The following is a 26,491-nucleotide window of genomic DNA, read 5'->3' as shown; positions in this document are numbered from 1 at the left end:
TCGCGCCTTGACGCTGGCGCGCGTCAAGGCTAAGTCTTCAGCGTAGTGTATCCGGCATTGCCTGACAACAGGGCGGCAAGCGCGCCGGGCCGCCCCGGCACGGGAACCGCCGGGCCGCCGGAAGGCCCGCCGCGCCCATAACGCGGCCGCTGTTCCCCATATTTTGTCCCAAGGAATTCCATGCCAAGGCTCTTGTGGATAGGCAGCCCGTTTTTCTGTCGCTCCTTGCGCCGCTGCGGCTGGGATGCCGTGGCCGCGCACAATTTTGAAACGCCGGAAACCTTTGGCTGGGATGCCCTCTGCCGCCTGGCGGGCTTTACGCCCGACGTGCTGGTGGTGGCCGACAAAAGCCGCCCCCCCTTTGTGCTGGGGGTGGAAAACTTTCCCTGTCTCACGGTCTTTTACAGTGTGGATGCCCACATCCACGCCTGGCAGCCTTTCTACGCTCAGTCCTTTGACGCCTGCCTGGTCTCCCTGCGCGACTATCTGCCGCGCTTTGCGGGGCCCTTTCTGCCCGCCGGGCGGGTGTGGTGGTCGCCGGCTTTTGCCTGGCAGGAGGACGCCCCCGCGCCGCAAGCGCCCAAAGACTGGGACTGCCTTTTTGTGGGCAGCCAGGGCCCGGAGCTGCCCCGGCGCGCGGCCTTTCTGCAGGCCCTGCAGGCCCGCCTGCCCGGCCTGCGCATAACCTGCGGCCCTTACCGGGGGCTCTACCCCCGCGCCCGCGTCGTCCTCAACCACTGCGAGCACGGCGATCTCAACTTTCGCGTCTTCGAGGCCCTGGGCTGCGGCTGCTGCCTGGCAACGCCGCGTATCGGCCACGGTCTTGCGGATCTGTTCGCCGAGGGCGTGCAGCTTTGCTGTTACGAGCCCGACAATGTGGAAGATGCCTGCCGCCACATCAGCCGCCTGCTGGAACATCCGCGCGAGGCCGCGGCCATGGGGCTGGCCGGGCTGGCCGCCGTGGACGCCGCCCATCGGGAACGGCACCGGGCGCAGGCCTTTACCCTGCGCGTCCGCGCGCTGCTCGCCGCGGCCCCGGCCCTGCAGCGCCGCCGACGCCGCCGCGCTGCCCTGATCCGGGAATCTTCCCTGCGTCTGCTCTATCTGGCCCAGGCCGAGGCCAGCGCCGTCCCGGCCCTGCGCCAGGCCTACCTGGACGCCGCCAGAGGAAGCGTATAAACTCCCACCGCCCTGCGCCGCACAGGCCGTGCTGCAAGCTGCGGCCGCGCGGTCTGCCGTTCTGAGCCGCCGGAACGCCGCCCCAACCGCCGGAAATTCCCATTGAAATCGGCAGGGCAAACGGTCATCTTACCGGCGCGGCGCATCTTCCTCAGGGTCAAAATGCAGGTCCAGCGCCGGGTCCACCACGCCTTCGCTTGCGCCGCGCCCGCGGCGGGGCTGCGCCTCCGCATCAGGGGCGTCAAAGCTCAGCCGCAGCAAAGGATCTTCGGCCGAGGCCGCGCGGCTGGAAAGATCCACGGCGCGGGACGGCGCGCCGCCCTCCCCATGCGCGTCGCACAGGACGTCCAGGCGGGATTCCAGGGCGCGCAGCAGGACGCGCAGCTGCGCGTGCTCCTCCCGCAGGGACTGACAGAGCTTTTCCTGACTGCGCAGCATGTAAAAAAGCGCGGCCAGGATGCCGAAAAAACAAAGAAAGATGAAGAGCATGAACGAAAACACGGCGGGCCTCCCAAACTGCGGGCCGGGCGGGCCCGGCCTGTTGTTATAGCCGTTCGCTTACGCGGGGGCAAGGAGGTTTTATGGCTGCCAGACATGTGACGCCGCACCTGGTCATGGCCGACGCCCAGGGCAATATCTACGACGATCCTCAGCTGCTCATGGTCTGCCGCCGGGGCGCGGAATGGGGTCTGCCCCGGCCGGACGAGCTCATTCCCCTGCCGGAAGAAAGCGAATTTTTTCTGCTGCCCGGCCGCCGGGCCGTGGGCCTGGACCCGGAAACAGGCTGCATGCGCGAACCTGAGGGCGAGGCCCCCCTGGCCGTGGCCGCTTTTGCCGCGCCGGGGCATACCCTGGCCGCCCACCCGGCCTACGAAACCGAGCCCGGCGCCCCCCTGCTGCCCCTCTTCGCCTACGGCGCAGTAGGCTTCGCCCACGGGCGCTTCTACATCTGCGCCCGCCGCGTGGACGACGACCCCCGTCAGGTCTTCGCCCATATCCCGCGCAAACGCATCGAACAGGGCGCGCGCCAATTGCTGCGCGACTACCCCCAAAACCGCCTCATCGGCCATATCCTCAACAACTGCGTGGCCCGCTACGACTGCCCCGCGGCCCGCAACTTCGCCCTGGGCCGCTACGAGGCCCCCCTGCCCACCTCCCGCACCTGCAACGCCCGCTGCGTGGGCTGCATCTCCGCCCAGGAGGCGGGCTCGCCCATCGTCGCCACGCCCCAGTGCCGTCTGGAATTCACCCCCAGCCCCGAAGAAGTGGCCCAGGTCATGACCATCCACGCCGCGCGCGAAACCCGCACGCCCATCTACTCCTTCGGCCAGGGCTGCGAGGGCGACCCCCTCATGAATCCCGACCTCCTGGAAGCAAGCGTCCGCCTCTTCCGCACCCAGGGCGGCGAAGGCACCGTCAACTGCAATACCAACGCCTCCCGCCCTGATGCCGTGGCCCGCCTGGCCCAGGCCGGGCTCACCAGCCTGCGGGTAAGCCTCAACAGCGCCCGCCCCGAAGCCTACGCCCGCTACTACCGCCCCACCAACTACAGCCTTGACGACGTGCGCGAAGCCATCCGCACGGGCCGCCGCCTGGGGCTCTGGGTCTCCCTCAATTTGCTCTACTTCCCCGGCCTCACCGATACGGAAGCCGAGCTGGAAGCCCTGGCCCGCCTGGTGGGCGAAGACGGCGTGAGCATGATCCAGTGGCGCAACCTTAATATTGACCCGGAATGGCACTGCCGCCGCATGTGCGAACCGAACCCGAACCAGCCCCCCGCCAGCCCCGCAACTGCAGCCGCCGTACCCGCAAACGCCGCCTCGCCGGACGCGCCAGGGCTTCCCCCGGACGCCGCCCCGCCCGAACCCGGCATGGGCCTGATCCGCTTCATGAAACGCCTCAAAAAATCCTGTCCCTGGCTGCGCTACGGCTACTTCAACCCCTACCTGGGCACGCAGGCCGCTATCGCCGCCCCTCTCCCCGGCCAATGGCAGATGCCGAAACCGGAGCTTGAAGAAGGGGAGGAGTGAGGGGATATTGAAGCGTTGTGTGGGGGGAAGGGGAAACTTTTGTGGACAAAAGTTTCCCCTTCCCCCCACACCCCCCCCCATCCTCTTCAAAAAACTTTCCTCTCTCAGGCAACGCCACAGGCATACCCTGGGCGACTGCCCTGTTTCCCTGGGCAGCCTGCCGACAATCGTATTCCCCGCAGGGGCGGCGCCGCACAAGGGGCGTACGGGGGGGCGCCTGGGCGCGATTCCCGACTGCTCTCTTCCGTGTAACTTATTATTTTTCTAAACTTTTTTTTGCAGGCCCAGGCGCTGGACCACGGCTTGCGCGCCCTTGCGGGTAAAGTCTTCGGGGCTGCAGTTCTGGCGTTCGGTTTCGGGCAGGAGAAGCTCCGGCCGGTTGGCCAGGCTTTTGTCCGGGGTGACGCCGTAGGCCGGGGGGAAGCTGTCAGTAAAGTACATGTCCTGGAATCCTGCGAACTTGAGAGCATGGGCCGTGGCGTCCAGGAGGGCGAATTCCTTCTGGCCCACAAGGCCCAGCTGCAGGGCGTTGCGCAGGCCGGCCAGGCATTCGCCGCCCTGGGTGCAGGCGATGTGGCCGTGACGGTTGGCCAGGAGCATGGCGTCCATAATCTGCTGTTCGGTAACGCGCACCACCTGGAAGGCGCGTTGGCCGCCTTGTTCCACAAAGCGTTCGGCCAGACGGCGCACGCGGGGGAAGGACACGGGGTTGCCGATCATGGCGGCCTGGGCCACGCTGGGCTGCACGGCCACGGGCTCCCAGTGCCGGGAGGCGGCGGGCGCGTCGTAGTAGCGCCAGACCGGGTCCGCGTGTTCGGACTGCACGCCGAAGACGCGGGGCAGGGCCGTGATGATGCCGAGCTCCAGCATTTTGAGGCAGCCGGACATGATGGCCGTGATGTTGCCCGCATTGCCGATGGGCACAAAAAGGCAGAGGTCGGCCACGTCCCAGCCGTACCACTGGGCGGTCTCGTAGGCGTAGGATTCCTGGCCCAGGATGCGCCAGCTGTTTTTGGAGTTGAGCAGGGCCACGCGGTAGTTTTCGGCCAGCAGTTCCACCACCTTCATGCAGTCGTCGAACACGCCGGGCAGTTCCAGCACGGTGGCCCCGCTGCCCAGGGGCTGCGAAAGCTGCTGCGGCGTGACCTTGCCGTGGGGCAGGAGCACCACGGACTTGAGCGGCGTGCCCACATAGGCGGCATACAGGGCCGCTGCGGCGGAGGTATCGCCCGTGGAGGCGCAGACCGTGAGCACCTCGTCCCAGCTGTGGCGGCGGCAGAGCCACTTGAGGTAGCTGAAGGCGCAGGCCATGCCGCGGTCCTTGAAGGAGGCGCTGGGGTTCTGCCCATCGTTTTTATAGGCAAAGGGCAGGCCCACCGCGGCGCGCAGGGCCGGGGCGGCCTCCACAATGGGGGTCAGACCCTCGCCCAGATAGACGATGTCGTCTTCTTCCAGCAGGGGGGCCAGCAGCTCGTAGTAGCGAAAAATGCCGCGCAGGGCTGTGGTCCGGCTGGCGGCGCGGCTGTCGAACAGGTCGCGCCATTCCTGGCCGCTGCGTTTTTTGAGCTGGTCGAAATCAAGATTCTCCAGCAGGAAGACGCCGCCGCATTGGGGGCAGGTGTAGAGCAGGCTGTCGCCGGGGTAGCGGGCCCCGCAGTCCAGGCAGACGTATTCCATGCGGCCCCTGTAGGCCGGAAAATCCGTAGTCATGCACAACTCCTTTTACTGCAAGACGCTTCGCGGGGGCTGCCCGGTGCGGCCCCTGCCGCAAAAATGTCATTCTTTGCCTTTGCGCCAGGTTTTTTCTGTGCCGGCGCGGAGGCGGGCGATATTTTCGCGGTGTTTCCAGAGCACCAGGGCCCAGATGCAGAGGGCCAGGGGCAGCCAGTCCCACTGCCCGGTCAGGCAAAGGCCCAGAGGCAAGGCTGTGACCAGAACAAGAGAGCCCAGCGAGACGTAGCCGCCGCGCCAGATGACCAGTACGCACAAAAGGCTGGCGCCCAGCAAAGGCCAGAAGGCCAGGGGCAGAAACACGCCGATGCTGGTGGCCACGGCCTTGCCGCCCCGGAATTTCATGAAGCAGGAAAAAATGTGCCCCAGCACGCAGGCCAGGGCCACGGCGCTGACAAAGAGGGGCGCGGGGTTCACGTCAAGGGCCAGCCACACGGGCAGCGCGCCTTTGAGCACGTCGCAGGCCAGGGTGGCCACGCCCCAGCCGAAGCCGCAGAGCCGGGCCACATTGGTGGCCCCGGTATTATGGCTGCCGTCCCGGCGCGGGTCCACCCCGCAGCAGGTTTTGGCGATGACCAGGCCCCAGGGCACGGAGCCGAGAACATAGGCCAGAACAATGCACAACGCTTCCAGCATGGGGATATTCTCCGCGCAGGTTTCGCTTATCGTCCAGCTTTTTTGTTAATATTGAACCGTTCCAGCTCCTGCCTAAAGGTTCGCTCTTCAGGAAGGAGGTTTATGGCGCGCCTGTAGTCGCTCTCAATCTCTTTCCTGGGAAATCCCAGCCACCGTTTGACCCGCGCTAAATCACGATACGCCCAGGCGCGACGCGCATCTGCATCCGTAAGCTGCACTACGCGCCCAAGCTGCCCCATGGCCTCGTGCAAAAGGCGGTTGTAGGCTTCGCGTTTCTGCGGGATGTGCAGCAAATGCTCGGAATAGAGTTTTGTCGCAAGCTGCATCTTCGTTTGTGCAAACTCGTGCAGCCCTTTGGGATCTTCAGACAAAAATTTTTCTATTTTTTCAAAATATCTGTGCGCGTTACCATACTTTTTCAATCTCTTGCAGGAAATAGCGAAGTCCAGAGTCTCGCGCGCGGAGGCCTCTTTCGGCATATCGCCCAGAAGTTTTGCGGCCTCGGCGTCTTTATGGGCTTCCAGCAAGGCTTCAATATACCTGTTAAGCACAACGCCGCAAAACATTGGCGGCGTTTCCGCTTTAAAAGAGGCGTATACGGTCTTTGCCGCTGTGAACTTGCCTCCGGCAACAAGTTTTGAAAGCAGCTCCCCTGTAATGGCTGAAGATTTTTTATTTCTATTCCAACCTTCTTCCAGCTTTTTCAGGGCCGCAATGGGGTCGCCCTTACTTTCCAGATAGGCAACATCCCGCAAAACAGTGATGGCGGCGTATTCAGGATGCGCCGGCAATATCACACGAAAATAGCTGCGCGCTGCGTCAAAATCGAATTGGGGTGCAGGTGAGCCGTTAGCCTGCATGGCGCTAAAAATCTTCGGTAAGCCTGTACCCCGCCCCTCGGCCATACGCAATTCTTTTAAAAACTCGCCAATTCTCCTGTTTCTGGCGGGGAAAGGAGGCATGGGCTTTTGCTGGTTCAGGTGTTCCAGTTCAATCCCCGCAATCGGGCCAGGATAGCTGATAATTTCCATCCTGTCTGAATACAGATTGATCTTCACCGGCTCACGCGTTTCATAAGAGCGGTGATACACAGCGTTGACCACGGCCTCGCGCAGCGCAAGGCTGGGGTAGCTTACCCAACCGTGGGCAAGTGCGTGCTGCGAACGCTTCTCCGTATAGCTGCTGGAAAAACTTTCAAGGTACTCCAGGCAATTCTTTAGCTGGGCATAGATGTCGCCGCGAAAGTACTTTTCTTCAATAACATTGCCGGACGTCCCTTCAATAAACTGCACGACTTCAATCCGTGCCCCCTGGAACCAGGATTCCGCGTCTTCAGAAAACAGCATCAATCCCACGTTCACCGGCGCGTCGTGCGCATTGACCGGCCTTGCGATACGCAGGCGGCGGTACAGGGCCTGCGCATCTGTTTCTTCCGCTAGGCCGCTATTTACATTACGCAAAAATTCCATCACCTTGGCGAATCGCATATCTTCCACTCTGGCCTGCAGAGCAAGACGGTCGTCAAAAGGCACGCGCGCGGTCAGCTCCAGCAGCTGGGGCAGGAGGCCGTTCGCCTCTGCGTCCACCGTTTCAGAGCCGATGCGGACATAGTACTTTTTACCCTTTTCTTTAGCCGCTACCGGAGCCTTATAGGGCCGCGTGTCGCCGCCCGGCGCCCAAATGACCAGTAGCAGCCGCCCCTCCACAACTTCAGGCGAAAACACCGGCTGGTAGACAGGATCCAGCTGTTTGCAATGTCCGCGGATCCACTTTTGAATATCGTCCAGCGTCTCTACGGCAAGGCCGTTGGGAGGAAGGATGGCCCTCCCCCCTTCTTCCGCAACGCCAAGAACGATATAGCCGCCATTCAAGTTCTGAAAATCATTCGCGAAGGCACAAACGGTGTGTAAAACTTGATACCCAACAACTTTCGGATCCCAACTGGCTTTGAATTCAATTCGACTGGATTCAACACCGCGGAATTGCAATAAATCTTTAATATTTATTGAAAGGATTGAATGTGCCATAGCTTTCCCCGACCACAACCAGATAAAAATCGCTTCACAACAGGAATGCAACTACGGGATCACTCCGCCGTAACGGCTTCGAGGATCTGGATCTCGTTATACAGGGGCTGCACCTTGCCGAGGCGCAGGCGCACGTCCATGCCGGGGCAGGCCCGCTCGTCAAAGAGCCGCCGCCGGCCGCGCACAAAGAAGCCCTGCTCCGGCAGGCTCACGCTGACCATGACGTCGTTTTCTTCCGTGATCACGCCGGGCCACCAGACTTTGTCGCCCTGCTGGCGGAAGTAGAGCAGCTTCCAGTACCGCGGCCGGAAGCGCTGCACCTGGCCCACGGCGTCCAGCACGGGGTGCAGGATCTGCAGCAACGCGGTCAGGGCCTCCGCGTCCCAGCGGGGGCCGCCGGTACGCAGAAAATGCACCAGTTGGGCCTCATTGACAAGGTCAGGGTAGCGCCTGAGGGGCGAGGTCATGGGCGCATAGCGGGGAAGGCCCAGGGCCGCGTGGGGCCGGGCCTGCACCTCCAGAGCGGAGGGCGTGAGCGCCCGCATGACGCGGGTCATCTCCGCCGGGGCGGTCCACACCCCGGCGTATTCCTTGGGCAGGGCCACGTCCTGGGTGCGGTGGAGCATGGGCAGGCCCGCGTCCTGCGCCAGATCGGCCACTGCGGCGCTGGCCAGGATCATCATTTCCGCCACCAGCAGCTGGGCGTCCGGGGCGTGGTAGTCCAGGGCCACTTCCACCTGCGGGTCCGTTGCCGGGCCGTGCAGGCGGATGACGGGCTCCGGCCGGTCCATGACCACGGCCCCGTCGGCGATGCGCGCGGCCTGTCGCCGCCGGGCCAGATCAAGGCCCAGGGCAAGCTGGTCGGCAAAGGGCGCGGCGGGGTTGTCCGGCGGGGCCACCCCGGCCGCCTGGGCGTCCAGCACGGCCTGGCAATGGTCGTAGCGCAGGTTGGCGGCCAGGCGCGCGCGGGCCGTGAATATCTCGCAAGGGGCAAAGCCGCCGGCGGCGTCCACGCGCACCCGCACGCAGAAGGCCGGGCGCTCCTCCCCGGCCCGCAGAGAATAGGCTTCGGTGCCCAGGCACTGGGGCAGCATGTGGCAATCGCCTTCGGGCAGATAGATGCTGCTGCCGCGGCGGAGCACGGCACGGTCCAGGGGGCCGCCGAAATCCCAGCACAGGGCCGGACAGGCCAGGGCCAGGGTCAGCTCCAGGCCGCCCTCCGTCTGCCGCACATAAAAGGCGTCGTCCACGTCCCTGGTGCTGGCGCTGTCAATGCTCACAAAGGGCAGGGGGCAGAGGGGCAGGGCCCCTGCGCCTTCGGGGCTTGCCGCAGCCAGCGTCAGGGCGCGGATCTCCCCGGCAAAAGGCTCCCACCAGGCGTCGCCGGGGGCGTAGTCCGCCCGGTCCAGCCAGAAATTGTAGTGCGGCGGCAGCTTGCCCCAGGCCATGAGCAGCTGGAGGGGCAGATGGGGCACGTCGGGCAGGCCTTTGCTCAGGCCGCGCCAGAGGACGTCGTGCTCCTGGGTTTCCGGATCGGCCATGCGGACGCGCAGCACTTCTTCCAGGCGTTGGGCCACCTCCGGGGAGGGCCGCTCCTCGCTGCCCGGCCCCTCTTCCGGCGGCAGCGCACGCTTTTTGCAGGCCACGTCCCACAGCAGGCGGAAAAAAGCCGCCCCTCCGGCCATCAGGGCCTCGCGCTCCTGGCGGGTTTTTTCTTCGGCGGCGCGCCTGGCGGCCGTCTCTGCGGAAAAGACCTGAAACTCCGGCGGCTGAAAGCGGAAATGGCTTTTGCAGCCCAGCAGGGCGCGGCCCCAGGCGGCCACCGCGTCCACATCCGGGGCATCGGCGAAAAGTTCGGCAAACCACTGGGCCGGGGCGCTTTCCACTTCGCCCTGGGCCAGCTCCCAGGCCTCTTCAAGGGGCGCGGCGGCGGCGGCTTTTTCGCGGGCTTCTCTATGTGTTTCCAGCAGGCGGACCATCTCTTCGCGGCCCAGACCCCCCGGATGCTGCGGCCCCAGCCAGGGCAGGAGGCGCGCGGCGTTGAGGCGGGTTTCCCGCCGGTTGGGCAGCAGCAGGCGCAGCCGCCCGCCCGTTTCTTCCGTAACCAGGGCGATCTGGACGGCATTGCCCTCCAGGTATTCCACAACGCACCCCGACGCGGGGTAGCGCACACATCCACTCATGCCCGCTCCTCAAGTAAGCGCAGTTTGCTGCCCGTTCCAACGCTTTGCCGCCGCATGCCGCAACTATGCGGGCCGACGGCGCGGCTCCGGCCCACGACTTTCCTTCATTTTGGCCTGCCTGGCAAGTGCCGCCGCGCCTGACCTGCGCCCGCCACTGGACGCGCGGCCCCGAAGCCGTTATAAAAATTCGGTCACTACAACCAAGAAGCAGCGCGCGCGGCGCGCACACGGGACGGAGCATGAGCAGCATTATTCACCGCAGCGGGAGCGACCGCACCCTGACCCTGCAGGATCCGGAAAAGCCGCAGCTGTACCGCGAGCTTTTCCCCTACACCAGCATCTGCCGCACCTCGTTCGACGAAGTGCTGCTGGCCCCCAGGCCCGCGGAGCAGATGCGCATCACAGACACCACCTTCCGCGACGGCCAGCAGGCCCGCCCCCCCTACACGGTCAAACAAGTCGCAAAAATGTTTGACTTTCTGCACCGTCTCGGCGGCAAAACCGGGCTCATCACGGCCTCGGAGTTTTTTCTCTACTCCGCCAAAGACCGCAAGTGCATTGACGTCTGCCGCGCGCGGGGCTACCGCTTCCCGCGGGTGACGGCCTGGATCCGCGCCGTCAAGGACGACCTGCGCCTGGCCCGCGACATGGAGTTTGACGAAACAGGCATGCTCACCAGCGTGTCGGACTACCACATTTTCCTCAAGCTGGGCAAAACCCGCCGCCAGGCCTTTGACATGTACACCAGCATGGCCGAGCAGGCCCTGGAGTGGGGCATCATCCCCCGCTGCCACTTTGAGGACGTGACCCGCGCGGATATCTACGGCTTCTGCCTGCCCCTGGCCCAGAAGCTCATGGAGCTTTCCCAGCAGAGCGGCATGCCCGTCAAAATCCGCCTCTGTGACACCATGGGCTACGGCGTGCCCTACCCAGGCGCGGGCCTGCCGCGCTCTGTGCAGCGCATTGTGCGGGCCTTTACGGACGAGGCCGGCGTGCCCGGCCAGTGGCTGGAATGGCACGGCCACAACGACTTCCACAAGGTGCTGACCAACGGGGTCACGGCCTGGCTTTACGGCTGCGGCGCGGTGAACTCCACCCTTTTCGGCTTTGGCGAGCGCACGGGCAACACGCCCCTGGAGGCCCTGCTGGTGGAATACATCTCCCTCACGGGGGACGACGCCGCCGCGGACACCACCGTCCTCAGCGAAGTTGCAGATTTTTTTGAAAAAGAGCTGCACTACCAGATTCCCCACAACTATCCCTTTGTGGGCCGCGACTTCAACGCCACCAGCGCGGGCGTGCATGTGGACGGCCTGGCCAAAAACGAAGAAATCTACAATATCTTTGACACCAAAACCCTTCTGGGACGGCCCGTGCCCATCATCATCACGGACAAAACGGGCCGCGCCGGCGTGGCCTACTGGATCAACGCCAACCTTCAGCTGCCCAAGGGCCAGCAGGTTTCCAAAAAGCACCCCGCCGTGGGCCAGATCTACGACGCGGTCATGGCCATGTACGAAGAAACCGGCCGCACCACCAGCCTTTCCCACGAGGAAATGGAAGCCCTGGTGCAGCGTTTCATGCCGGAGCTCTTCGCCTCGGAATACGACCACATGAAGCAGCTGGCCGGGGAGCTGGCCGCCAACCTCATGGTGCGGCTCGCCCGCAGCGAGGATCTGCTGGATTTCGGCCCCAAAGCCACGAACAGGCTGCACCAGTTTGTGCAGGAGTATCCCTTCATCCAGTACTGCTGCCTCACCGACGCCCAGGGCCGCCTTATGTGCTCCGCCGTCACCGACCCCGAATACAAGGAGACTTACGACGCCCTGCCCGTGGGCTACGATTTCTCGCAGCGGGAATGGTTCAAGGTGCCCAAAAAGACGGGCGACCTGCACATTATGGATGTCTACCAGTCGCACTTCACGGGCAAGCTCATCATCACGGTTTCCTGCGCCGTGACCGACGAACGGGACAGCATCCTGGGCGTCATCAGCGTGGACATCCAGCTGGAGCAGCTGCTCAAGCGGGCCCGCTCTCTGCAGCAGGAAGTGGGCGCGGACGACTCGGAAGATTCGGACGACGCCGGCACTGTGGCTTAACCCGCGCGCGCCCCCCCGCCGCACAACCAAGGATCGCTCTACCATGCGCACCACTGTTTACTGGATAGAGGGCGACGGCATCGGCCCAGAAATCTGGCGGGCCGCCCGCCCGGTCATCGACGCCGCTCTGGCCGCCGCGGCCCCGGAACACGCCCTGGAATGGGTGGAACTGCTGGCCGGCGAAAAAGCCGTCAAGGCTACGGGCAGCCCCCTGCCGGAAGCCACCCTGCAAACCCTGCGCACGGCCGCCGTGGCCATGAAGGGCCCCCTGGGCACCCCCGTGGGCACGGGCATCCGCAGCCTGAACGTGGCCCTGCGCCAGGGGCTGGATCTCTACGCCTGCATCCGCCCCGTGGCCCATCTGCCCGGGCTGGAAACCCCGGTCAAACACCCTGAGCGCGTCAACATGGTCATCTTCCGCGAGAATACGGAAGACGTTTACGCCGGCGTGGAGTTTGCCGCCTGCACGCCCGAAGCCCGCAAGCTCGTCACCTTCCTGCGCGAGGAGCTGGGCGTCAGCAAGGTGCCCGAAACCGCCGCCGTGGGCATCAAGCCCATGACCGAAGAAGGCTCCAAGCGCCTGGTGCGCCGCGCCCTGCGCTTTGCCCTGGAGCGCGGCCTGCCCAGCCTTACCCTGGTGCACAAGGGCAACATCATGAAGTTTACCGAAGGCGCCTTCCGCCAGTGGGGCTACGATGTGGCCGCCCAGGAATTCGGCGACCGGACCTGCACGGAAAAAGAACCCCTGCCCGGCCGTCTGGTGGTCAAGGACCGCATTGCCGACGCCATGTTCCAGGAGGCCCTGCTCCGCCCGGAGCAATACCAGGTGCTGGCCACCCCCAACCTCAACGGCGACTACCTTTCCGACGCTCTGGCCGCCCAGGTGGGCGGGCTGGGCCTGGCCCCCGGCGTGAACATGTCCGACACCCTGGCCTTCTTTGAGGCCACCCACGGCACGGCCCCCACCATTGCCGGGCAGGACAAAGCCAACCCCGGCAGCATCCTGCTCTGCGGGGCGCTTATGCTGGAGCACATCGGCGCGGCCGCCGCGGCCGAACGCCTTCGCAAGGCCGTGGCCAAGGCCATAGCCGCCAGAACCGTGACCCAGGACCTGGCCGACCAGGTGCCGGGCGCGCGCGTGGTAGGCTGCCGGGAATTCGGCGAAATTGTCGGCGGCCTCCTGTAACAATCGCTTTTGCCGGGGCGCGGGCCGGGTGCGGGCCGCGCCCCGTACCGGGCCTGCCATGACAACTCTGGACAATCTGCTGCTGTTCGTGCCCCTGGCTGCCTTGCTGGTGGTGCTGCCCGGCCCGGATTTCGCCCTCATTGCCAAGATATCGCTCTGCAACGGCCGTCCCCAGGGGCAGGCCGCGGCCTGCGGCGTGGCCCTGGGCATCTGCCTGCACACCACGGCGGCCATGCTGGGCATCTCGGCCCTTATCGCTCAATCCGCCTTCCTGTTCGGCATCCTTAAATATCTGGGCGCGGCCTACTTGATCTGGATCGGCATCCAGGCCTTGCGCCACGGTCCGGCCACGCGCGCGGCTGTGCTCCGCACCGCCTCAGCCGCAGACGCCGCCCTGCCGGCCCCGCGCCTTACGGCCGGGCAACGGCTGCGTTTTTTCCGCCAGGGCTTTCTGACCAACGCCCTCAACCCCAAGGCCGTGCTCATTTTTCTGACGTTTCTCCCCCAGTTTATGGACCCGCACGCCCCCCTGGCCCCGCAGTTTCTGCTGCTGGGCGGCATCCTTTCCGGCTTGTGTCTGCTTTGGTATGTGCCGCTGGCCTACATGCTGGGGCGCATCCGGCGCGTTTTTGAAAACAGTCGCTTCCAGCTCTGGCTGCAGCGCTGCACCGGCCTCGTCTTCATCGCCTTCGGCTGCAAACTGGCCGCGGCGCAGTCCCGCTAACCCGCGTCGCGCCAGCGACCGCCAACCTGCTAAAAGGTCTTTCCCATGATTGAGCTTGTGAACAACCCCGTGGTCATTGACGGCGCCGCCCTGCAAAGCGCCGAAGAAGCCCGCGCCAAGGGCGTGGACCTCGCCGCCGCCCGCTCCGGCACCCTGGCCGCGCGCATCCTGGATGCGCACAACACGGCCCCGCAAGGGGAAGACGTGCTGCGCATCCGCTTCGACGCCCTGGCCTCTCACGACATCACCTATGTGGGCATTATCCAAACCGCCAGGGCCAGCGGCCTCAAGGAATTTCCCCTGCCCTACGCCCTTACCAACTGCCACAACAGTCTCTGCGCTGTGGGCGGCACCATCAACGAGGACGACCACCTCTTCGGCCTGGCGGCCGCCCGCAAATACGGCGGCATCTTCGTGCCGCCCAATCTGGCGGTTATCCACCAATATGTGCGCGAAATGATGACCAAATGCGGCGGCATGATCCTGGGCTCGGACAGCCATACCCGCTACGGCGCGCTGGGCGTCATGGGCGTGGGCGAAGGCGGGCCGGAGCTCGTCAAGCAGCTTTTGGGCAAAACCTACGATCTGCCCCGGCCCCAGGTGGTGGCCGTGTGGCTGGAAGGCGCGCCGCGCCCCGGCGTAGGCCCGCAGGACGTAGCCCTGGCCCTCATCGGGGCCGTGTTCAAATCCGGCTTTGTGAAGAATAAGGTGCTGGAATTCATGGGCCCCGGCGTGGCCAATCTTTCTGTGGAATACCGCTGCGGCGTGGACGTCATGACCACGGAGACCACCTGTCTTTCGTCCATCTGGACTACGGACGAAAAAGTGCGCGCCTATCTGCGCCTGCACGGCCGCGAGGCGGACTACGCCCCCCTGCAGCTGGAGGGCCCGGCCTGTTACGAGGCCTGCATCCGCGTGGACCTGAGCCGCGTGGTGCCCATGATAGCCCTGCCTTTCCACCCCAGCAACGCCTGGCCCGTGGCCGAAGTGGTCAAACGCCCCAAGGAAATTCTGGCCGCCACTGAAGCCGAGGCCGTGCGCCAGTTCGGCGCGGTGGGCAAAGCCCTCAACCTCTGCGCCAAGATCCACGACAACGGCGTGTGGGTGGACCAGGGCGTCATTGCGGGCTGCGCCGGCGGCAGCTTTGAAAACATCACCCTGGCCGCCGCCGTGCTCAACGGCAAAAGCACGGGCAACGCCGCCTTCAGTCTCTCCGTCTATCCGGCCAGCGAACCGCAGGGCCTGGCCCTGGTCAACAACGGCTCCTACGCCAAACTCATGGCCGCGGGCGCGGTGCTCAAAAACGCCTTCTGCGGACCCTGCTTCGGCGCGGGCGATACCCCGGCCCACGGCGCGCTCTCCATCCGCCACGCCACCCGCAACTTCCCCAACCGCGAAGGCTCCAAACCCGCCAGCGGCCAGCTTTCGGCCGTGGCCCTCATGGACGCCCGCTCCATCGCCGCCACCGCCGCCAACGGCGGCCGCCTGACCCCGGCCACGGAGCTGGACTGGTCCACGCCGGAGCTCGCCCAGGCCGATCTGCACTACCGCTTTGAGCCGCTCATCTACCACCGCCGCGTCTACAACGGCTTCGGCCGCCCCGAACCGGAAACGCCCCTGGTCTTCGGCCCCAACATCGCGGATTGGCCCAGCATGAGCCCCCTGCCTGAGCACCTGCTGCTCCAGGTGGCCTGCGTCATCACCGACCCCGTCACCACCACCGACGAGCTCATCCCCTCGGGCGAAACCTCCTCCCTGCGCTCCAATCCGCCCAGGCTGGCGGAATACACCCTCTCCCGCAAGGATCCTGGCTATGTGGCCCGGGCCAAAGCCGTGCAGCAGATGGAAAAGCGCCGCCTGGCCCACCCCGAAGACCCCGATCTGCTGGCCACGGCCCGCGCCCTCTTCGCCCTCTGCGGGCAGGATCTGCTCCCCAGCGGCGCGAACCTCAGCAACGTGGGCCTGGGCTCCACCATCTTCGCCCTCAAGCCCGGCGACGGCTCGGCCCGCGAGCAGGCCGCCTCCTGCCAGAAAGTGCTGGGCGGCTGGGCCAACCTGGCCGCGGAATACGCCACCAAGCGCTACCGCTCCAACCTCATCAACTGGGGCATGCTGCCCTTCATCGCCGATGCGGACCTGGCCCAGACCCTGCAGGTGGGCGACTGGCTGGCCGTGCCCCACATCCGCAGCGCCGTGCAGAACGCCAGCCCCACCATTCTGGCCTATGTACTGCGCCCCGACGCCGCCGACGGCGCCAAATGCCAGCAGATAGCCCTGACCCTGCGCGAACTCACCGCCGACGAGCGCCAGATCATCCTCGACGGTTGCCTGATCAATTTCTATAATGCTGCCAGGGGAAAATAGGCTTTTTGCGTGTGGAGGGGGGAGGGAACTTTTGTTCACAAAAGTTCCCTCCCCCCTCCACACTAGAGCAGATTATCTTTGAGAACAGGCATCCCTATAAAGTTTACGGCACGCTCGTTTCGGCGTTTAGCAGCGCAAATAAATTGCGCTTACGCCTCCACGGCGGGCGTCTGCTCACGCAGCCGCCAGGGCATTTCAAAGTTGCAATGCCCTATAAACCAGCCCTGTTCTACAAATTGGCAGCGTACCAGTCCCCGGCCAGGCGCAGGCCCTGGCGCACGTCGAACTGGGGTTCGTAACCCAGAAGGGTTCTGGCGCGGGTGATGTCGGCCAGGGAGTGGCGCACGTCGCCGGCGCGGAAGTCACGGTGCACGGGCTGGGCCTGGCCGGCTTCGGGCTTGTGGCGGGCCACTTCTTCGCGGATCAGGGCAAAGAGCTCGTTGAGGGTGGTGCGCTGGCCGAAGGCCACGTTGTAGATCTTGTTTCTGGCCGCGTCGTCGGCGCAGCTGGCCAGCAGATTGGCCTGCACCACGTTGTCGATATAGCAGAAGTCACGGCTGGTTTCGCCATCGCCGTTGACGTAGACGGTCTCGCCCTTGAGGCAGCTGGCGAACCACTGGGGAATAACGGCGGCATACGCGCCGTAAGGATCCTGGCGCTGGCCAAAGACGTTGAAGTAGCGCAGGCCGATGCTGGAAAAGCCGTAGCAGCGGTGGAAGACGTCGGCGTAGAGCTCGTCCACATACTTGGTGACGGCATAGGGCGAGAGCGGGTGGCCGATCTTGTCTTCCACCTTGGGCAGCTCCGGCGAATCGCCGTAGGTGGAAGAGGAGGCGGCGTAGACGAAACTTTCCACGCCTTCGTCGCGCGCGGCCACCAGCATGTGCAGAAAGCCCGTGATGTTGCAGCTGTTGGAGAGCAGAGGGTCATCAATGGAGCGGGGCACGGAGCCCAGGGCCGCCTCGTGCAGCACATGCCTGACGCCGCGGCAGACCTGGCGGCAGGTGTCCAGATCGCGGATGTCGCCCTCCACAAAGGTAAAGCGGCTCCAGGCCTCCGGCCCCACCAGATCGCGCACCATGTCCAGATTTTTCTGGTAGCCGGTGAGGAAGTTGTCCAGCCCCACCACGGTCTGGCCCATACGCAGCAGGCGCTCCAGCAGGTTGGAGCCGATAAAGCCGGCCACACCCGTGACCAGCCAGCGCGAGGGCTGCGCCGTGAGGGTTGCCTGTAATTGGGTATACGCGCTCATAGGGATTGCGTCCTGTGGTTGCATGTTGGCAAGAGCATTGTCTGTGCTCCAGAAGTGCATAACTGCCCGCCCGGCGCGGCAGCATGCGCCGCCTTGGGCGTGGCCCGCTTGTACTCCGGCCGTCCGTCTCTGTAAAGCGGGCCGGACGGCGAAGGCCTACAGCGCCGTGGCCGGTTGCGATGCCGCGGGCGCGGGCGCTTCCGGGGCCGACGGCGCGGTTTTTTCCGGCGCGGATTCCGTGGGGACCGGCGTTTTTACCGCCGGCGGCGCGGCGGCTTCAGGCGCAGCCGGAGTTGTCGGGGTCGGCGCAGGCGCGGCCGGGGCCTCCTGCGCTGGAGCCGGCACAGGGGCGGAAGATGGCGGCGCGACGGCTTCCGGGGCGGCGGGCGCGGGCGGCGTGGTTTTTTCCGGCGTGGGTTCCGCGGGGGCGGCTTCCAGCGGCGCGGCTTCGGCCGGGGCCGACGGCGCGGGGGCCGTCAGCGCTTCCAGACGTTTGAGCCCGGCTTGCGGCAGGACGTCCAGGCGGGGGCCCAGCAGCAGGGCTGCGGTCAGGGTCAGCGCCACGGAGAGGCAGGCCCCTAGCAGGAGCGTCGCGCCCATGCCCGCTCCGGTGGCGCGGGGGCGGGCCAGCAGCACGGCCGCAAGCAGGCAGACGCCGCCCAGAATGGGCAGGCCCGTGAGCCCGGCAAGCGCGGCGACGGCTTCCGGCGCGAGGGAGACGCGCAGCAGGCCGGCTATCCAGTTCAGGCTGAAGCTGAAGCCCGCGGCCGCCAGGGCCAGGCCCGCCAGCAGCAGGATGAGGGCCGCCAGCCAGCGGAAGAGCTTCCCGCCCACAGGGGAAAGACGCAGCACGGCCTTGCCCAGCAGCGGCGCGGCCAGGCAGGCCAGACACAAGGCCGCCGTGGCCGGATGGGGCGTGGCCAGGGCCAGCAGCGCGGCCAGGAGGCAGGCGATCCAAAGGAAGGCCACGCCCGCGCGCTCCCGCCGGGAGGCCGCCGCATCCCGCGCGGCCGTGCGCAGTACGCGCGTCCAGGAGACGCAGAGCAGCGCGCCCAGCCACGGCAACAGGCCCAGGCCAGCCAGTAGCCAAGGCAGCCACCAGTGGGCGGGGTCGGGGTGGATCCACAACTGCCCGCGCAGACCGGTCAGATAGCCTTCAGGCTGCGCGCCCAGCATGAGCGCGCCCAGCCAGAGGCCCAGCAGCGCCAGGAGGAGGGCAAAGCCGATAACCCCGTCCAGAGCGCGGGCGCGGGCAAAGCCGCCGCTGCGCCAGCACAGAAAAACAAGACTGGTCAGCAGGGGCAGCAGCACATGGAAGAGCCCGCCCGTAAGCCCGGCCAGGGCGGCCAGGGCAAAGCCCAGGGGCAGCAGCAGCCAGGCCCGCGGCTTTTGCCAGCCGACGCAGAGGCAGGCCAGGGAAAAGGAGGTCAGGGCCGCGGCCAGGCTTTCCGGCCCCACAAAATAGGCGGCCGGCACGAAGATGGGCGCGGCCGTCAGGAGCAGACACCCGGCCAGAGCTTCCCGCCGATCCAGGCCCGCCGTGCGGGCCAGAACCCATACGGCTTTGAGGGGCAGCAGCGCGCCCAAGGCCGCGGCCAAGGGGAAGAAGAACGCCAGCCCTTGGGGCGCGGCGCTCGCCAGCAGGGCGTGCAGCCCGCCCAGATACCAGAAATAACCGGGCCAGAGGCCGGATCCCGCTCCGGCCGCCAGCCAGCCCCCCTGTTGCAGGCCATCCTGAAAGGCCAGGACGGTGTGGGCCTCGCGCGGGCAATACAGGCCATTGCCCAGCAGCGCGGGCCAGGCCAGGGCCAGAAGCAGCAGCAAGGGCACAAGAGGGCCCAGGCGGCTCAGAGCGTTGAACAACTTGTCCGCGGGAAGCGGAGCAGCCGCGGCAGCCGCGGCGGACGCGCGTTCTGCGGACGGGGCTGCGGGCGGCGTGAGCGTCAAGGGCGCGTCGTCCTGCGCCGCTGTGGGTGCGGTGGGCGCAGTCAGGGCCCCTTCCGGCGCGGCGGGCGTACTTTTCCCCGACGCGGCGCTTGCGGCGTCCGGAGCATGGGGCGCATCAGGCGCATTCTGGCCCGGCGTGGCCTGTGCGGCGGCAGCCTCCGGCGCGTCCTCATTTGCTGCGGACCGCACCGGACCATCCGACGCGGCATCGCGCTCCGGCGCGGCGCTTTTGAAGGCCGCCCAGGCGTCGGGTGCAGTCGGCGCGGGGGACGGCGCGGCCGGAGCTTCTGGCCTCGGAACTTCTGGGATCGGAGAGCCTGGGGCCGTGGCCGGTGCGGCCTGCGGCGCGGCGCTTTCCGGCGCGGCAGCGTCCGCGGGGTGCTGATCGTCCGCTGCGGCGCGAGAGGGAGATTCGGGGGTGCTGTTCTGGGTCATGGCGAGACTCCTTGCGTCGGGTGCGTTCCGCCCACCAGGATATGCCGGGCCTCGCGGGCGTCAAGGTCCACTTCCAGAGCGCGGTCCCGCAGGACGACGGGCTTGCCGTCAAGGTCGCGGGCCGGACCGGAAGCGACGGCGGGCAGCGTGCAGACAAGGCGCTGTCCGTGGTCGGAAAAATTGGCGGCCAGAAGCCAGTGCCCCCCGCCGGGCAGGGCGCTCAGCACGGCCACGCAGCCTGGCGGGCCGCTCATGACGGCCAGCATCTTGCCGCCCGCCAGGCCCGCCGCCCGGCGCGCCGCCAGCAGCCGGGCCGCCTGCCGGGCAAAACTGTCTTCCTCCGCCCACTGGCGGGCCAGGGAGCCAAAGGCCAGCGGCAGACCGGGCGTGACGGCGGCGCGCTCCTCCCAAAGGGGCGTGGCCTGGACAGCCTTGCCCTTGGCGACGGCGGCGCCGGGAACAACCAGCGCGCCCGTGAGATCCTGGGGGCTCACAAAAGCCAGGCCTGGCAGGCCTGCCCGCCAGGAGAGCAAGAGCAGGGCGGCGCGGGCCAGGGCGGCATCCGGGGCAGCAGCATCGGCGCGGGCCGCGTCAGTGCGCTGGATTGCAGCCACCGCGGGCGGCGCGGCCTGCGCTGCCGACCGCCCCAGGGCGCGCGCCGCCAGGCCGGCCAGGCTGGCGTCCAGATAGGGGGCCTCCGCCGCCGCGCCCGCCTTTTGCCGCGCCCGTTGGGCCCAGGCCGCAAACGGGGGGGCCTCCGGCAGGGCGCGCAGCTCCACGCGCAGGGCCTCGTGCAGGCCGCGGGCCTGACGGCTGAAATCCACGTCGGCGCGCAGGGCCTCCCGCAGCAGCTGGGCCAGAGGCGCGGCGTCCCCGGTGAGCAGGGCGCAGGCCGCGCCCGCCGTAGTGGCGGCGTCACGGGTTACATCCACGGCGATTTTCTGCAGGGGGGGCGTCAAGGCGGCGGGCAGGGCGTCGTCCAGCATGGCCCAGCCGCCGTAGCGGTGGATCTCCCGCGCCAGATCGTCCGCCGCTTCCGGGCCGGGACTGAGCGCGGAAGCCGACGCCGTTGCCCCGGCTGCGGACGCGCCGCCCACGTCCAGCCCCATGAGGGCCTCCAGACGCAGACCGGCCAAAGCCTGGCCCTGCAGACCCGTATGACGGATGACCGCGGCCGAGAACACGCGCCGCGCCTGGCCCGAAGGATCCTGCCAGAGCAGCACGGGGCGCAGGGGATGGCCGCAGTAGCGGTAGGCCCAGCGCCGCGTTTGCCCATCCGCGCCGCGCACCTCGCCAGTGGCGGCCCATCCGCTGGGCGTGGCCCAGGCAAGGCCGTCCCTGCCCAGGGCTTCGGGCAGCACGCCGCGCGCCCGCAAAAGCTGCACGGCCTCAGGCCGCAAGGGCAGGCAATCCCATTCGCCGCCCGTAACGGGCAGCGCGTCCCAGTCCTTGCGCGGCACGGCAATCATGGCGTAGAGCCCGTCAAAACGCGAGGCGCGGCGCGCCTGAAGAATAAAATCCGGTCCCAGACCGGTGGCCGCCGGGGGCAGATCGCCGCCCAGCTGCAGGTTGTGGGCCTCCGCCAGCGCGGCCAGCCGGGCAAAGTCTTCGTCCGAGCCCAGGGCGGGATCAAAGCGCAGGCTGACGGTGTTGGTGCCCGGCAAGGCATAGCGGTCAGGCGCGGCGGGCGCGCCCTCGGTCCAGATGTCGCCTCGCTCCCCGCTGGGCGCAAGAAAAAGCCCGTCCAGCCCGGCCTGGTTCAGGAAGCCGAGCACGTCCGGCCGGGCCAGCGCCCGCAGCAGCGGTTGCCCGGCGTTCAGGGTGAAGGGGTTCACGTCCAGCCAGTTGGGCGCGGCCGCTAGCAGCACGGGCAGCCGCCGGGCTGTGGCGCTGTTGCGCCAGACCCGATCCGTGCCGGAAACCTGCCCCGTGAGCTCCGGCGCGGCCCCCAGCAAGGACTGCCGCTCCAGCCACTGGAGGTAGCCGGGGTCTACGCGCGGCAGGCCGCTCTGGGCCTGAGGCGCGCCCGCACGAGCCGTGCCCTGGCGGTGCGGCGTGCAGGCCGCAAGCCCCCACAAAAGCGACAGCAGCAAAAGCGCGGCCAGCACCGGCACAGCCGACGCTCTGGCCTGGGCGGCTCCGGAGGCCCTGCCCCCGGCCCGCACAGCAAGCATGCGCATCCACAATGTTTTCAAGGTGTTCACTCCGAAGCGCGCCGCGCCGACGCGGCAACGTCTCCGCCAGGCAGTCCTGCCGCAGCTGCACGGCAGGACAGGCCCGCTGCAACGCGCAACGCGGCGCAGGAGCGGCCCATGTCAGTCCTTCTCCGCCTCTGGGGACGGCGCGCCCACTTCGCGGCGCGGCCTGGCGGACGAAGCGTCGGCGGCCCCCGCCGCCTGCGGGGCGTCCGCCGTTTCCTGCGCCTTGGCCGCGTTCCACAAGGCGTCCTTCTCGTCCAGGCTCAGGGCGGCGAAATCCTTGCCCTGCGCGGCGGCCATAGCCTCCATGGCGGCAAAACGCCGCAAAAAGCGGATGGCGGCCAGATCCAAGGCCTCGCTGGCCTTGATGCCCTTGCGCCGCCCCAGCTCCGTGATGCTGAAAAGCAGGTCGCCCAGCTCGTGCTTCTGCGCCTCCTGGTCGCCGTTGGCTGAGGCGTCCAGCCACTCCAGCCATTCGGCCTCCACCTGCTGCTCCACCTCTTCGTCTTCCTGCCAGGTAAAGCCCACCCGCGCCGCTTTGGAGTTGATGCGGTAGGCCTTGATGAGCGGCGGCAGGCTGGCGGGCAGGCTGGCGTAAAGGCCCTGTGGCTTGCCTGCGGCGTCCTGGTGCTCGGCGCGTTTGATCTGCTCCCAGGCGGCCAGCTGGGCGTCGCGGCTGTCAAAGGTGGCGTCGCCGAAAACGTGCGGGTGGCGGCGCACCATCTTGGCCCGGTTGTTGTTCAGGGCGTCGTCCAGGCTGAACTGGCCCTGGCGCTCGTACAGCCGGGCCACGAACAGGAGCAGAAAGGCTACGTCGCCCAGCTCCTCCCGGATGTCCGCCACGTTGCCGGAGCGGATGGCGCTGACCAGCTCGTGGCTTTCTTCAATGATGTAGTCGGCAAGGCTTTGCGGGGTCTGTTCTTTGTCCCAGGGGCAGCCGTCCGGGGCGGTAAGACGGTCGATGAGGGCTTGCAGCGCTTCAAGAGCGGTGGGTTCCATGCGATATCCTTCGGCAAAAGTTAGAAACGGCAAGGATCAAAGGCCCAGGCGGGCGAGCAGATCGGGCGGCAGCCAGCCGCGCACCTGGGCTATAAGCGCGTTAAAATACGGCAAGGTGCGCGAGTGCTGCATAAAAGCGGCCTGGGCAAAAAATTTTTGCAGCAACAGCAAGGCCAGGGCGCAGAGCAGCGTGCCCTTGGCCAGGCCCACAGCTCCGCCCGCCAGCTTGTCCGCCCAGGCCACAAAGGAAAAGGAAAGGATCTTTTGCAGAATGCGCGCCACCAGCGCCACGGCAATGATGACCGCCAGAAAAATGAGCACATAGGCTGCGATGGCCCGCCAGGAAGGATCGGCTATGGCCGTGAGGCGCGGGGCCAGGAGCGCGTGGTAGTGGTGCGCGGCCCAGAAGCCGCCCAATAAGGCGACCAGCCCTGCCACCTCGGCCACAAAACCCTGAAAAAATCCCCGCCCGGCAAACACCACCAGGGTGAGCACCACCACAAGGTCAAATACGTCCTGCCCCATGCCTTTGTTCTCCGTGGTCCGCGCCATCGGGGGAGCCGGGATGCGCCCCGGCGCGAACGCCCCGCGCAGTGGCCGGAGCATAGCAGATGCGCGGGCGGGGCACAATGCGCGGGGCAGGCTTTTGCCTGAAGCGCAGCACGCTATACGGCGCGGGGATGGGGTGCACAGGGAACAGCCAACATACGCGCCAGTGGTCCCGTGCGTGGCGCGGGAGAACAGGAGGAAGAAACCGGCGCAGAATACGCGCATGCAGAACCGCTGCGCGGAGCGGCGTGGGGCGCATCCCGGCTCCCCCGACGGCGTGGACCACGGAGAACAAAGGCTTGATGCAGGACGAGGAACAATGCGGCCGGAATGCCGCGCTGAACCCCGCACCACCACGGGCAGCGCGCGGCCTGACGTGCCTGGGGCCAGAACTGCCTCAAGAAAAATCACAAAAAACGAAAAAGTCGCTTGACAGCCCAGACAGGAAGGACTACATATTGCTTCTCGCAACGAGGAACGTTGCCAGATGGCGCGGGGTGGAGCAGCTCGGTAGCTCGTCGGGCTCATAACCCGAAGGTCGTAGGTTCAAATCCTGCCCCCGCAACCAGATAATTCAAGCCGTTAGAAGTAATACTTCTAAAGGCTTTTTCTGTTTTTCTAACCTATTTCTAACCAGAAGGCCACAATGCCCTACCCCGTGGGGCGTGGATTGACGCGGCTTTGCTGGGGGTGATGGGGCTTGCGGCGCGGGGCTGGGAATGTGGTGGGAAGAGGAATTTTTGTGCGATTCTCCTCCTCTGGGATGGGGAGAAAAATCGGCTGAGGGACGCGTCCTAACCACGTTCCTAACCATTTTCTAACCAGCGTTTCTAACCAGACACTCCTCAAATACGTTCAAACCCTTCACGAATAACGTGCGCCATAAGTTGTCGACGTTGGGGAAGAAATTCATCGTAGCTCATTTTTTCCCAGCCTTCCGGTAGTGCGTGCCAGTGCGCAAAGCACCGCAGTTCGTCATCTGTAAACTGGCCGCTTTGCATGATCCTTGGCACATAGTCTGACGGTGCGTCATCTTTGATAGTAATATTCTGCGGCCATTCAAGCAGGGCCATGTTGGCGATCTGGTTGGTCTGTCGCACAGCGGTGATGCCGTGTTTTTTCAAAAAACCCTTGGGGAAGAGGTGGTGCCTGTCCAAAAGGGCTTTGCGCGGCTGCAAGCCAGGCTCCATCAATTCCGATATTTTTACCTTGGAAAACAGGACGCGGGCATCGAGCAGGTTGAGCGTGGCAAAATAGGCAGCGAGTTCAGGGCTGCGGGCCGCCGAAGTCGCCATATTGCCGGGCAGTGTAATGTTCCAATAGTCCTGAGTCAGGGTCAAGGCCATCTGGCCTTCCAGATAGGTGACAAACTCCTGCGCGGTGCTGATGTCGCGCAGGGCGGCCATATCTTTTTCCATAACGGATTCAGGGGAGGTGCTGTATCTCGCTGTCAGGGCGCTGGCAAAAAACCAGCGGGCAATGACCTTACGCAATTCTGGCTGTGCGACGCCAAAATTGTGCTTGCCGATCAGAAAGAACGCATAGGCATACACCGCCGCCATGTTGGAGATGAGCAGGTCTTCGCGACGGTAGCCTGCCTGGGTGAGGCAGGTCAGAAAGGCGAACCAGTCAGTCAGGTTCAGAACTTTTGCCTGGGCCTGCTGAAGTTTGTCAAACTGCTCATCGCGTCGTGCCGGGCTGAAGGCGTCGGTTTCCATATCCTTGCCACGCAGCACGGCGTATACGCTTTGCAAGCGGGCACGACGGAAGGCCAGCGCCACGCCAACGCGCAAAAGGTGATCCGGTTCCGGCCTGAACTGGAAATTGAAAGGGACTTTTGCGCCTGCTGCCGGTGGAATGCGGCTTTCACGGGCAAAGCGTTCCAGCTCATGCCGTCCGGTATCCCAATAGACTGACATGAGGGTAAGGATAAAATCTGCCTGGTTCAGGCGTTTACCCATGCTGTTGACCCGCACGAATACCTGCGAGACCTCTTCTTCCGTCATATCCGGCACCAGTTGCAGCACGGTAAAGCTGTATGTGCCCGGTAGGCTGTACAGCTTGTTCAGGGCATTTTTGATATGGGTTTCGTCTTCCGGGCTCAGACTGTCTTCTCCTCGCGCGGCTCTGTACCGGGCAAGGTAGTCCGGCACGATGCTGAACAAGTCCGCCCCCGGTTTCCAGATAACAGAAATATCGGGCAGCCAGGCCGGGTCTTTGGGAGTGGAGGCGTCCGGCACCATGAATTCGTCTTTCAAGGGGTTGAAGGCGATGCGGATGTGTTCGCGTTCGTAGTTGTTACGCAGTACAGCCACGCCTTTGATGACGGCATACAGACCTGTCAGGCGTTGCTGCCCGTCCACAATAAGGCTATGGGGCACGGTCTGATTGGCTTCCCCGATACTGCGCCCAGCCTGGGCATTGTTGCTGGTCAGCCAGAAAAGCAGTGTGCCTACAGGATAGCCCCGGTACATGGAGTCGAGCAGGTCACGCACCTTGGCATTTTCCCAGACAAAGGGGCGCTGGATTTCCGGCAGGGCCAGAATGCCGGAATCAATATTGGCGATGAGCGTTTGCAGCGTATAGGGAATCTGTGTGAAGAGGGACATGGGGGCTCCAGGCCGAGGGCCTCAACAGCAAGATCATGGCCATCAAGAGGAAGGCTTGCGGTTATAGGAACCGGGAGCATTTCAAGACAGCCATCTACTTCTTCTGTGGCGGTCTAAACCTCTACCCGGCCAGTTCCTGACAGGGGTTACCCACGGAAAACCCGGAAGAACCATAAACCATTGCTATAATAAAAATCAAGTTACGGATATGGTTCCGTAATGCAATTAATGGATAGCTGGATTTTTTTCATGAGTACGATTAGGAGCTGACAGAATTCACCAGCAGGCCCATTTCACTGGTAATTTAATCATAGAAAACGCAAAAACCCCCGACCATTTTTCA

Annotated in this window: 17 protein-coding genes, 1 tRNA gene and 1 pseudogene; 8 read left to right on the top strand and 11 right to left on the bottom strand. The window is 65.6% G+C overall.

Going from position 1 to position 26,491, the window contains the following annotated elements:
• Window positions 1-180: 180 nt before the first annotated feature.
• Window positions 181-1,179: a glycosyltransferase family protein gene (locus BLS55_RS05630; RefSeq protein WP_092153390.1), complete on the top strand. Its 999-nt coding sequence runs from the start codon at window positions 181-183 to the stop codon at window positions 1,177-1,179.
• Window positions 1,180-1,308: 129 nt separating this feature from the next.
• On the opposite strand, the gene BLS55_RS05625 is transcribed toward BLS55_RS05630, so the two are convergent.
• Entirely contained in the window at window positions 1,309-1,680 is a 372-nt protein-coding gene (locus BLS55_RS05625; protein ID WP_092153389.1) for a hypothetical protein, read from the bottom strand.
• A gap of 80 nt (window positions 1,681-1,760) precedes the next feature.
• Here BLS55_RS05625 and BLS55_RS05620 point away from each other — a divergent pair, with 80 nt between their 5' ends.
• On the top strand, window positions 1,761-3,209 hold the full coding sequence (locus BLS55_RS05620) for a radical SAM family protein (protein WP_092153388.1): 1,449 nt from the start codon (window positions 1,761-1,763) through the stop codon (window positions 3,207-3,209).
• A gap of 264 nt (window positions 3,210-3,473) precedes the next feature.
• On the opposite strand, the gene thrC is transcribed toward BLS55_RS05620, so the two are convergent.
• From thrC to BLS55_RS05600, 4 genes are all read right to left on the bottom strand, one after another.
• Window positions 3,474-4,919, bottom strand: coding sequence for a threonine synthase (gene thrC / locus BLS55_RS05615; RefSeq protein ID WP_257243146.1), 1,446 nt, complete (start codon window positions 4,917-4,919; stop codon window positions 3,474-3,476).
• A 66-nt stretch (window positions 4,920-4,985) separates the two neighbouring features.
• The gene (gene plsY, locus BLS55_RS05610; RefSeq protein ID WP_092153387.1) at window positions 4,986-5,576 is read right to left on the bottom strand and encodes a glycerol-3-phosphate 1-O-acyltransferase PlsY; all 591 of its coding nucleotides are present in this window, start codon (window positions 5,574-5,576) and stop codon (window positions 4,986-4,988) included.
• Window positions 5,577-5,602: 26 nt separating this feature from the next.
• Window positions 5,603-7,603 (bottom strand): ATP-binding protein, encoded by a 2,001-nt coding sequence (locus tag BLS55_RS05605; protein ID WP_092153386.1) that lies wholly within the window; start codon window positions 7,601-7,603, stop codon window positions 5,603-5,605.
• A gap of 59 nt (window positions 7,604-7,662) precedes the next feature.
• Window positions 7,663-9,786, bottom strand: coding sequence for a ribonuclease catalytic domain-containing protein (locus BLS55_RS05600; protein WP_092153385.1), 2,124 nt, complete (start codon window positions 9,784-9,786; stop codon window positions 7,663-7,665).
• A gap of 239 nt (window positions 9,787-10,025) precedes the next feature.
• On the opposite strand from BLS55_RS05600, the gene BLS55_RS05595 reads away from it, so the two are divergent.
• Genes BLS55_RS05595 through BLS55_RS05580 form a run of 4 tightly spaced genes read left to right on the top strand, consistent with a single transcriptional unit; the run spans window position 10,026 to window position 16,159 of the window.
• Window positions 10,026-11,885 carry a triose-phosphate isomerase gene (locus BLS55_RS05595; RefSeq protein ID WP_092153384.1) on the top strand — a complete coding sequence of 620 codons (1,860 nt, stop codon included), beginning with the start codon at window positions 10,026-10,028 and terminating at the stop codon, window positions 11,883-11,885.
• Window positions 11,886-11,928: 43 nt separating this feature from the next.
• On the top strand, window positions 11,929-13,071 hold the full coding sequence (gene icd / locus BLS55_RS05590) for an NADP-dependent isocitrate dehydrogenase (protein ID WP_092153383.1): 1,143 nt from the start codon (window positions 11,929-11,931) through the stop codon (window positions 13,069-13,071).
• Window positions 13,072-13,129: 58 nt separating this feature from the next.
• On the top strand, window positions 13,130-13,795 hold the full coding sequence (locus BLS55_RS05585) for a LysE family translocator (protein ID WP_092153382.1): 666 nt from the start codon (window positions 13,130-13,132) through the stop codon (window positions 13,793-13,795).
• 45 nt (window positions 13,796-13,840) lie between these two features.
• Entirely contained in the window at window positions 13,841-16,159 is a 2,319-nt protein-coding gene (locus BLS55_RS05580; RefSeq protein ID WP_092153381.1) for a hydratase, read from the top strand.
• Between the two features lie 229 nt (window positions 16,160-16,388).
• On the opposite strand, the gene BLS55_RS05575 is transcribed toward BLS55_RS05580, so the two are convergent.
• The 5 genes from BLS55_RS05575 to BLS55_RS05555 form a co-directional block, all read right to left on the bottom strand.
• Window positions 16,389-17,411, bottom strand: a complete 1,023-nt coding sequence (locus tag BLS55_RS05575; protein ID WP_092153380.1) for an NAD-dependent epimerase/dehydratase family protein — start codon at window positions 17,409-17,411, stop codon at window positions 16,389-16,391.
• A gap of 156 nt (window positions 17,412-17,567) precedes the next feature.
• Window positions 17,568-19,793 carry a hypothetical protein gene (locus tag BLS55_RS05570; RefSeq protein ID WP_143339524.1) on the bottom strand — a complete coding sequence of 742 codons (2,226 nt, stop codon included), beginning with the start codon at window positions 19,791-19,793 and terminating at the stop codon, window positions 17,568-17,570.
• Window positions 19,790-21,988 carry a hypothetical protein gene (locus BLS55_RS05565; RefSeq protein WP_257243145.1) on the bottom strand — a complete coding sequence of 733 codons (2,199 nt, stop codon included), beginning with the start codon at window positions 21,986-21,988 and terminating at the stop codon, window positions 19,790-19,792. Before BLS55_RS05565 ends, BLS55_RS05570 begins: the two co-directional genes overlap by 4 nt.
• A gap of 120 nt (window positions 21,989-22,108) precedes the next feature.
• A complete protein-coding gene (gene mazG / locus BLS55_RS05560; RefSeq protein ID WP_092153377.1) occupies window positions 22,109-22,990 on the bottom strand; it encodes a nucleoside triphosphate pyrophosphohydrolase in 882 nt (293 codons plus the stop codon).
• Between the two features lie 36 nt (window positions 22,991-23,026).
• Window positions 23,027-23,542, bottom strand: a complete 516-nt coding sequence (locus BLS55_RS05555; RefSeq protein WP_257243144.1) for a CvpA family protein — start codon at window positions 23,540-23,542, stop codon at window positions 23,027-23,029.
• 488 nt (window positions 23,543-24,030) lie between these two features.
• Here BLS55_RS05555 and BLS55_RS05550 point away from each other — a divergent pair.
• Window positions 24,031-24,107 (top strand) — tRNA-Met (locus BLS55_RS05550).
• A 277-nt stretch (window positions 24,108-24,384) separates the two neighbouring features.
• Here BLS55_RS05550 and BLS55_RS05545 read toward each other — a convergent pair.
• On the bottom strand, window positions 24,385-26,148 hold the full coding sequence (locus BLS55_RS05545) for a GmrSD restriction endonuclease domain-containing protein (RefSeq protein WP_092153376.1): 1,764 nt from the start codon (window positions 26,146-26,148) through the stop codon (window positions 24,385-24,387).
• An 11-nt stretch (window positions 26,149-26,159) separates the two neighbouring features.
• On the opposite strand from BLS55_RS05545, the pseudogene BLS55_RS11870 reads away from it, so the two are divergent.
• Window positions 26,160-26,288: pseudogene (locus BLS55_RS11870) on the top strand (transposase); the annotation flags it as partial.
• Window positions 26,289-26,491: the final 203 nt, after the last annotated feature.

Origin of the sequence: Desulfovibrio legallii (genome assembly GCF_900102485.1) — a bacterium.
GTDB lineage: Bacteria > Desulfobacterota > Desulfovibrionia > Desulfovibrionales > Desulfovibrionaceae > Desulfovibrio > Desulfovibrio legallii_A.
Note: the sequence above shows the minus strand (reverse complement) of the source record. Positions and strands in the feature narration are given on the sequence as shown.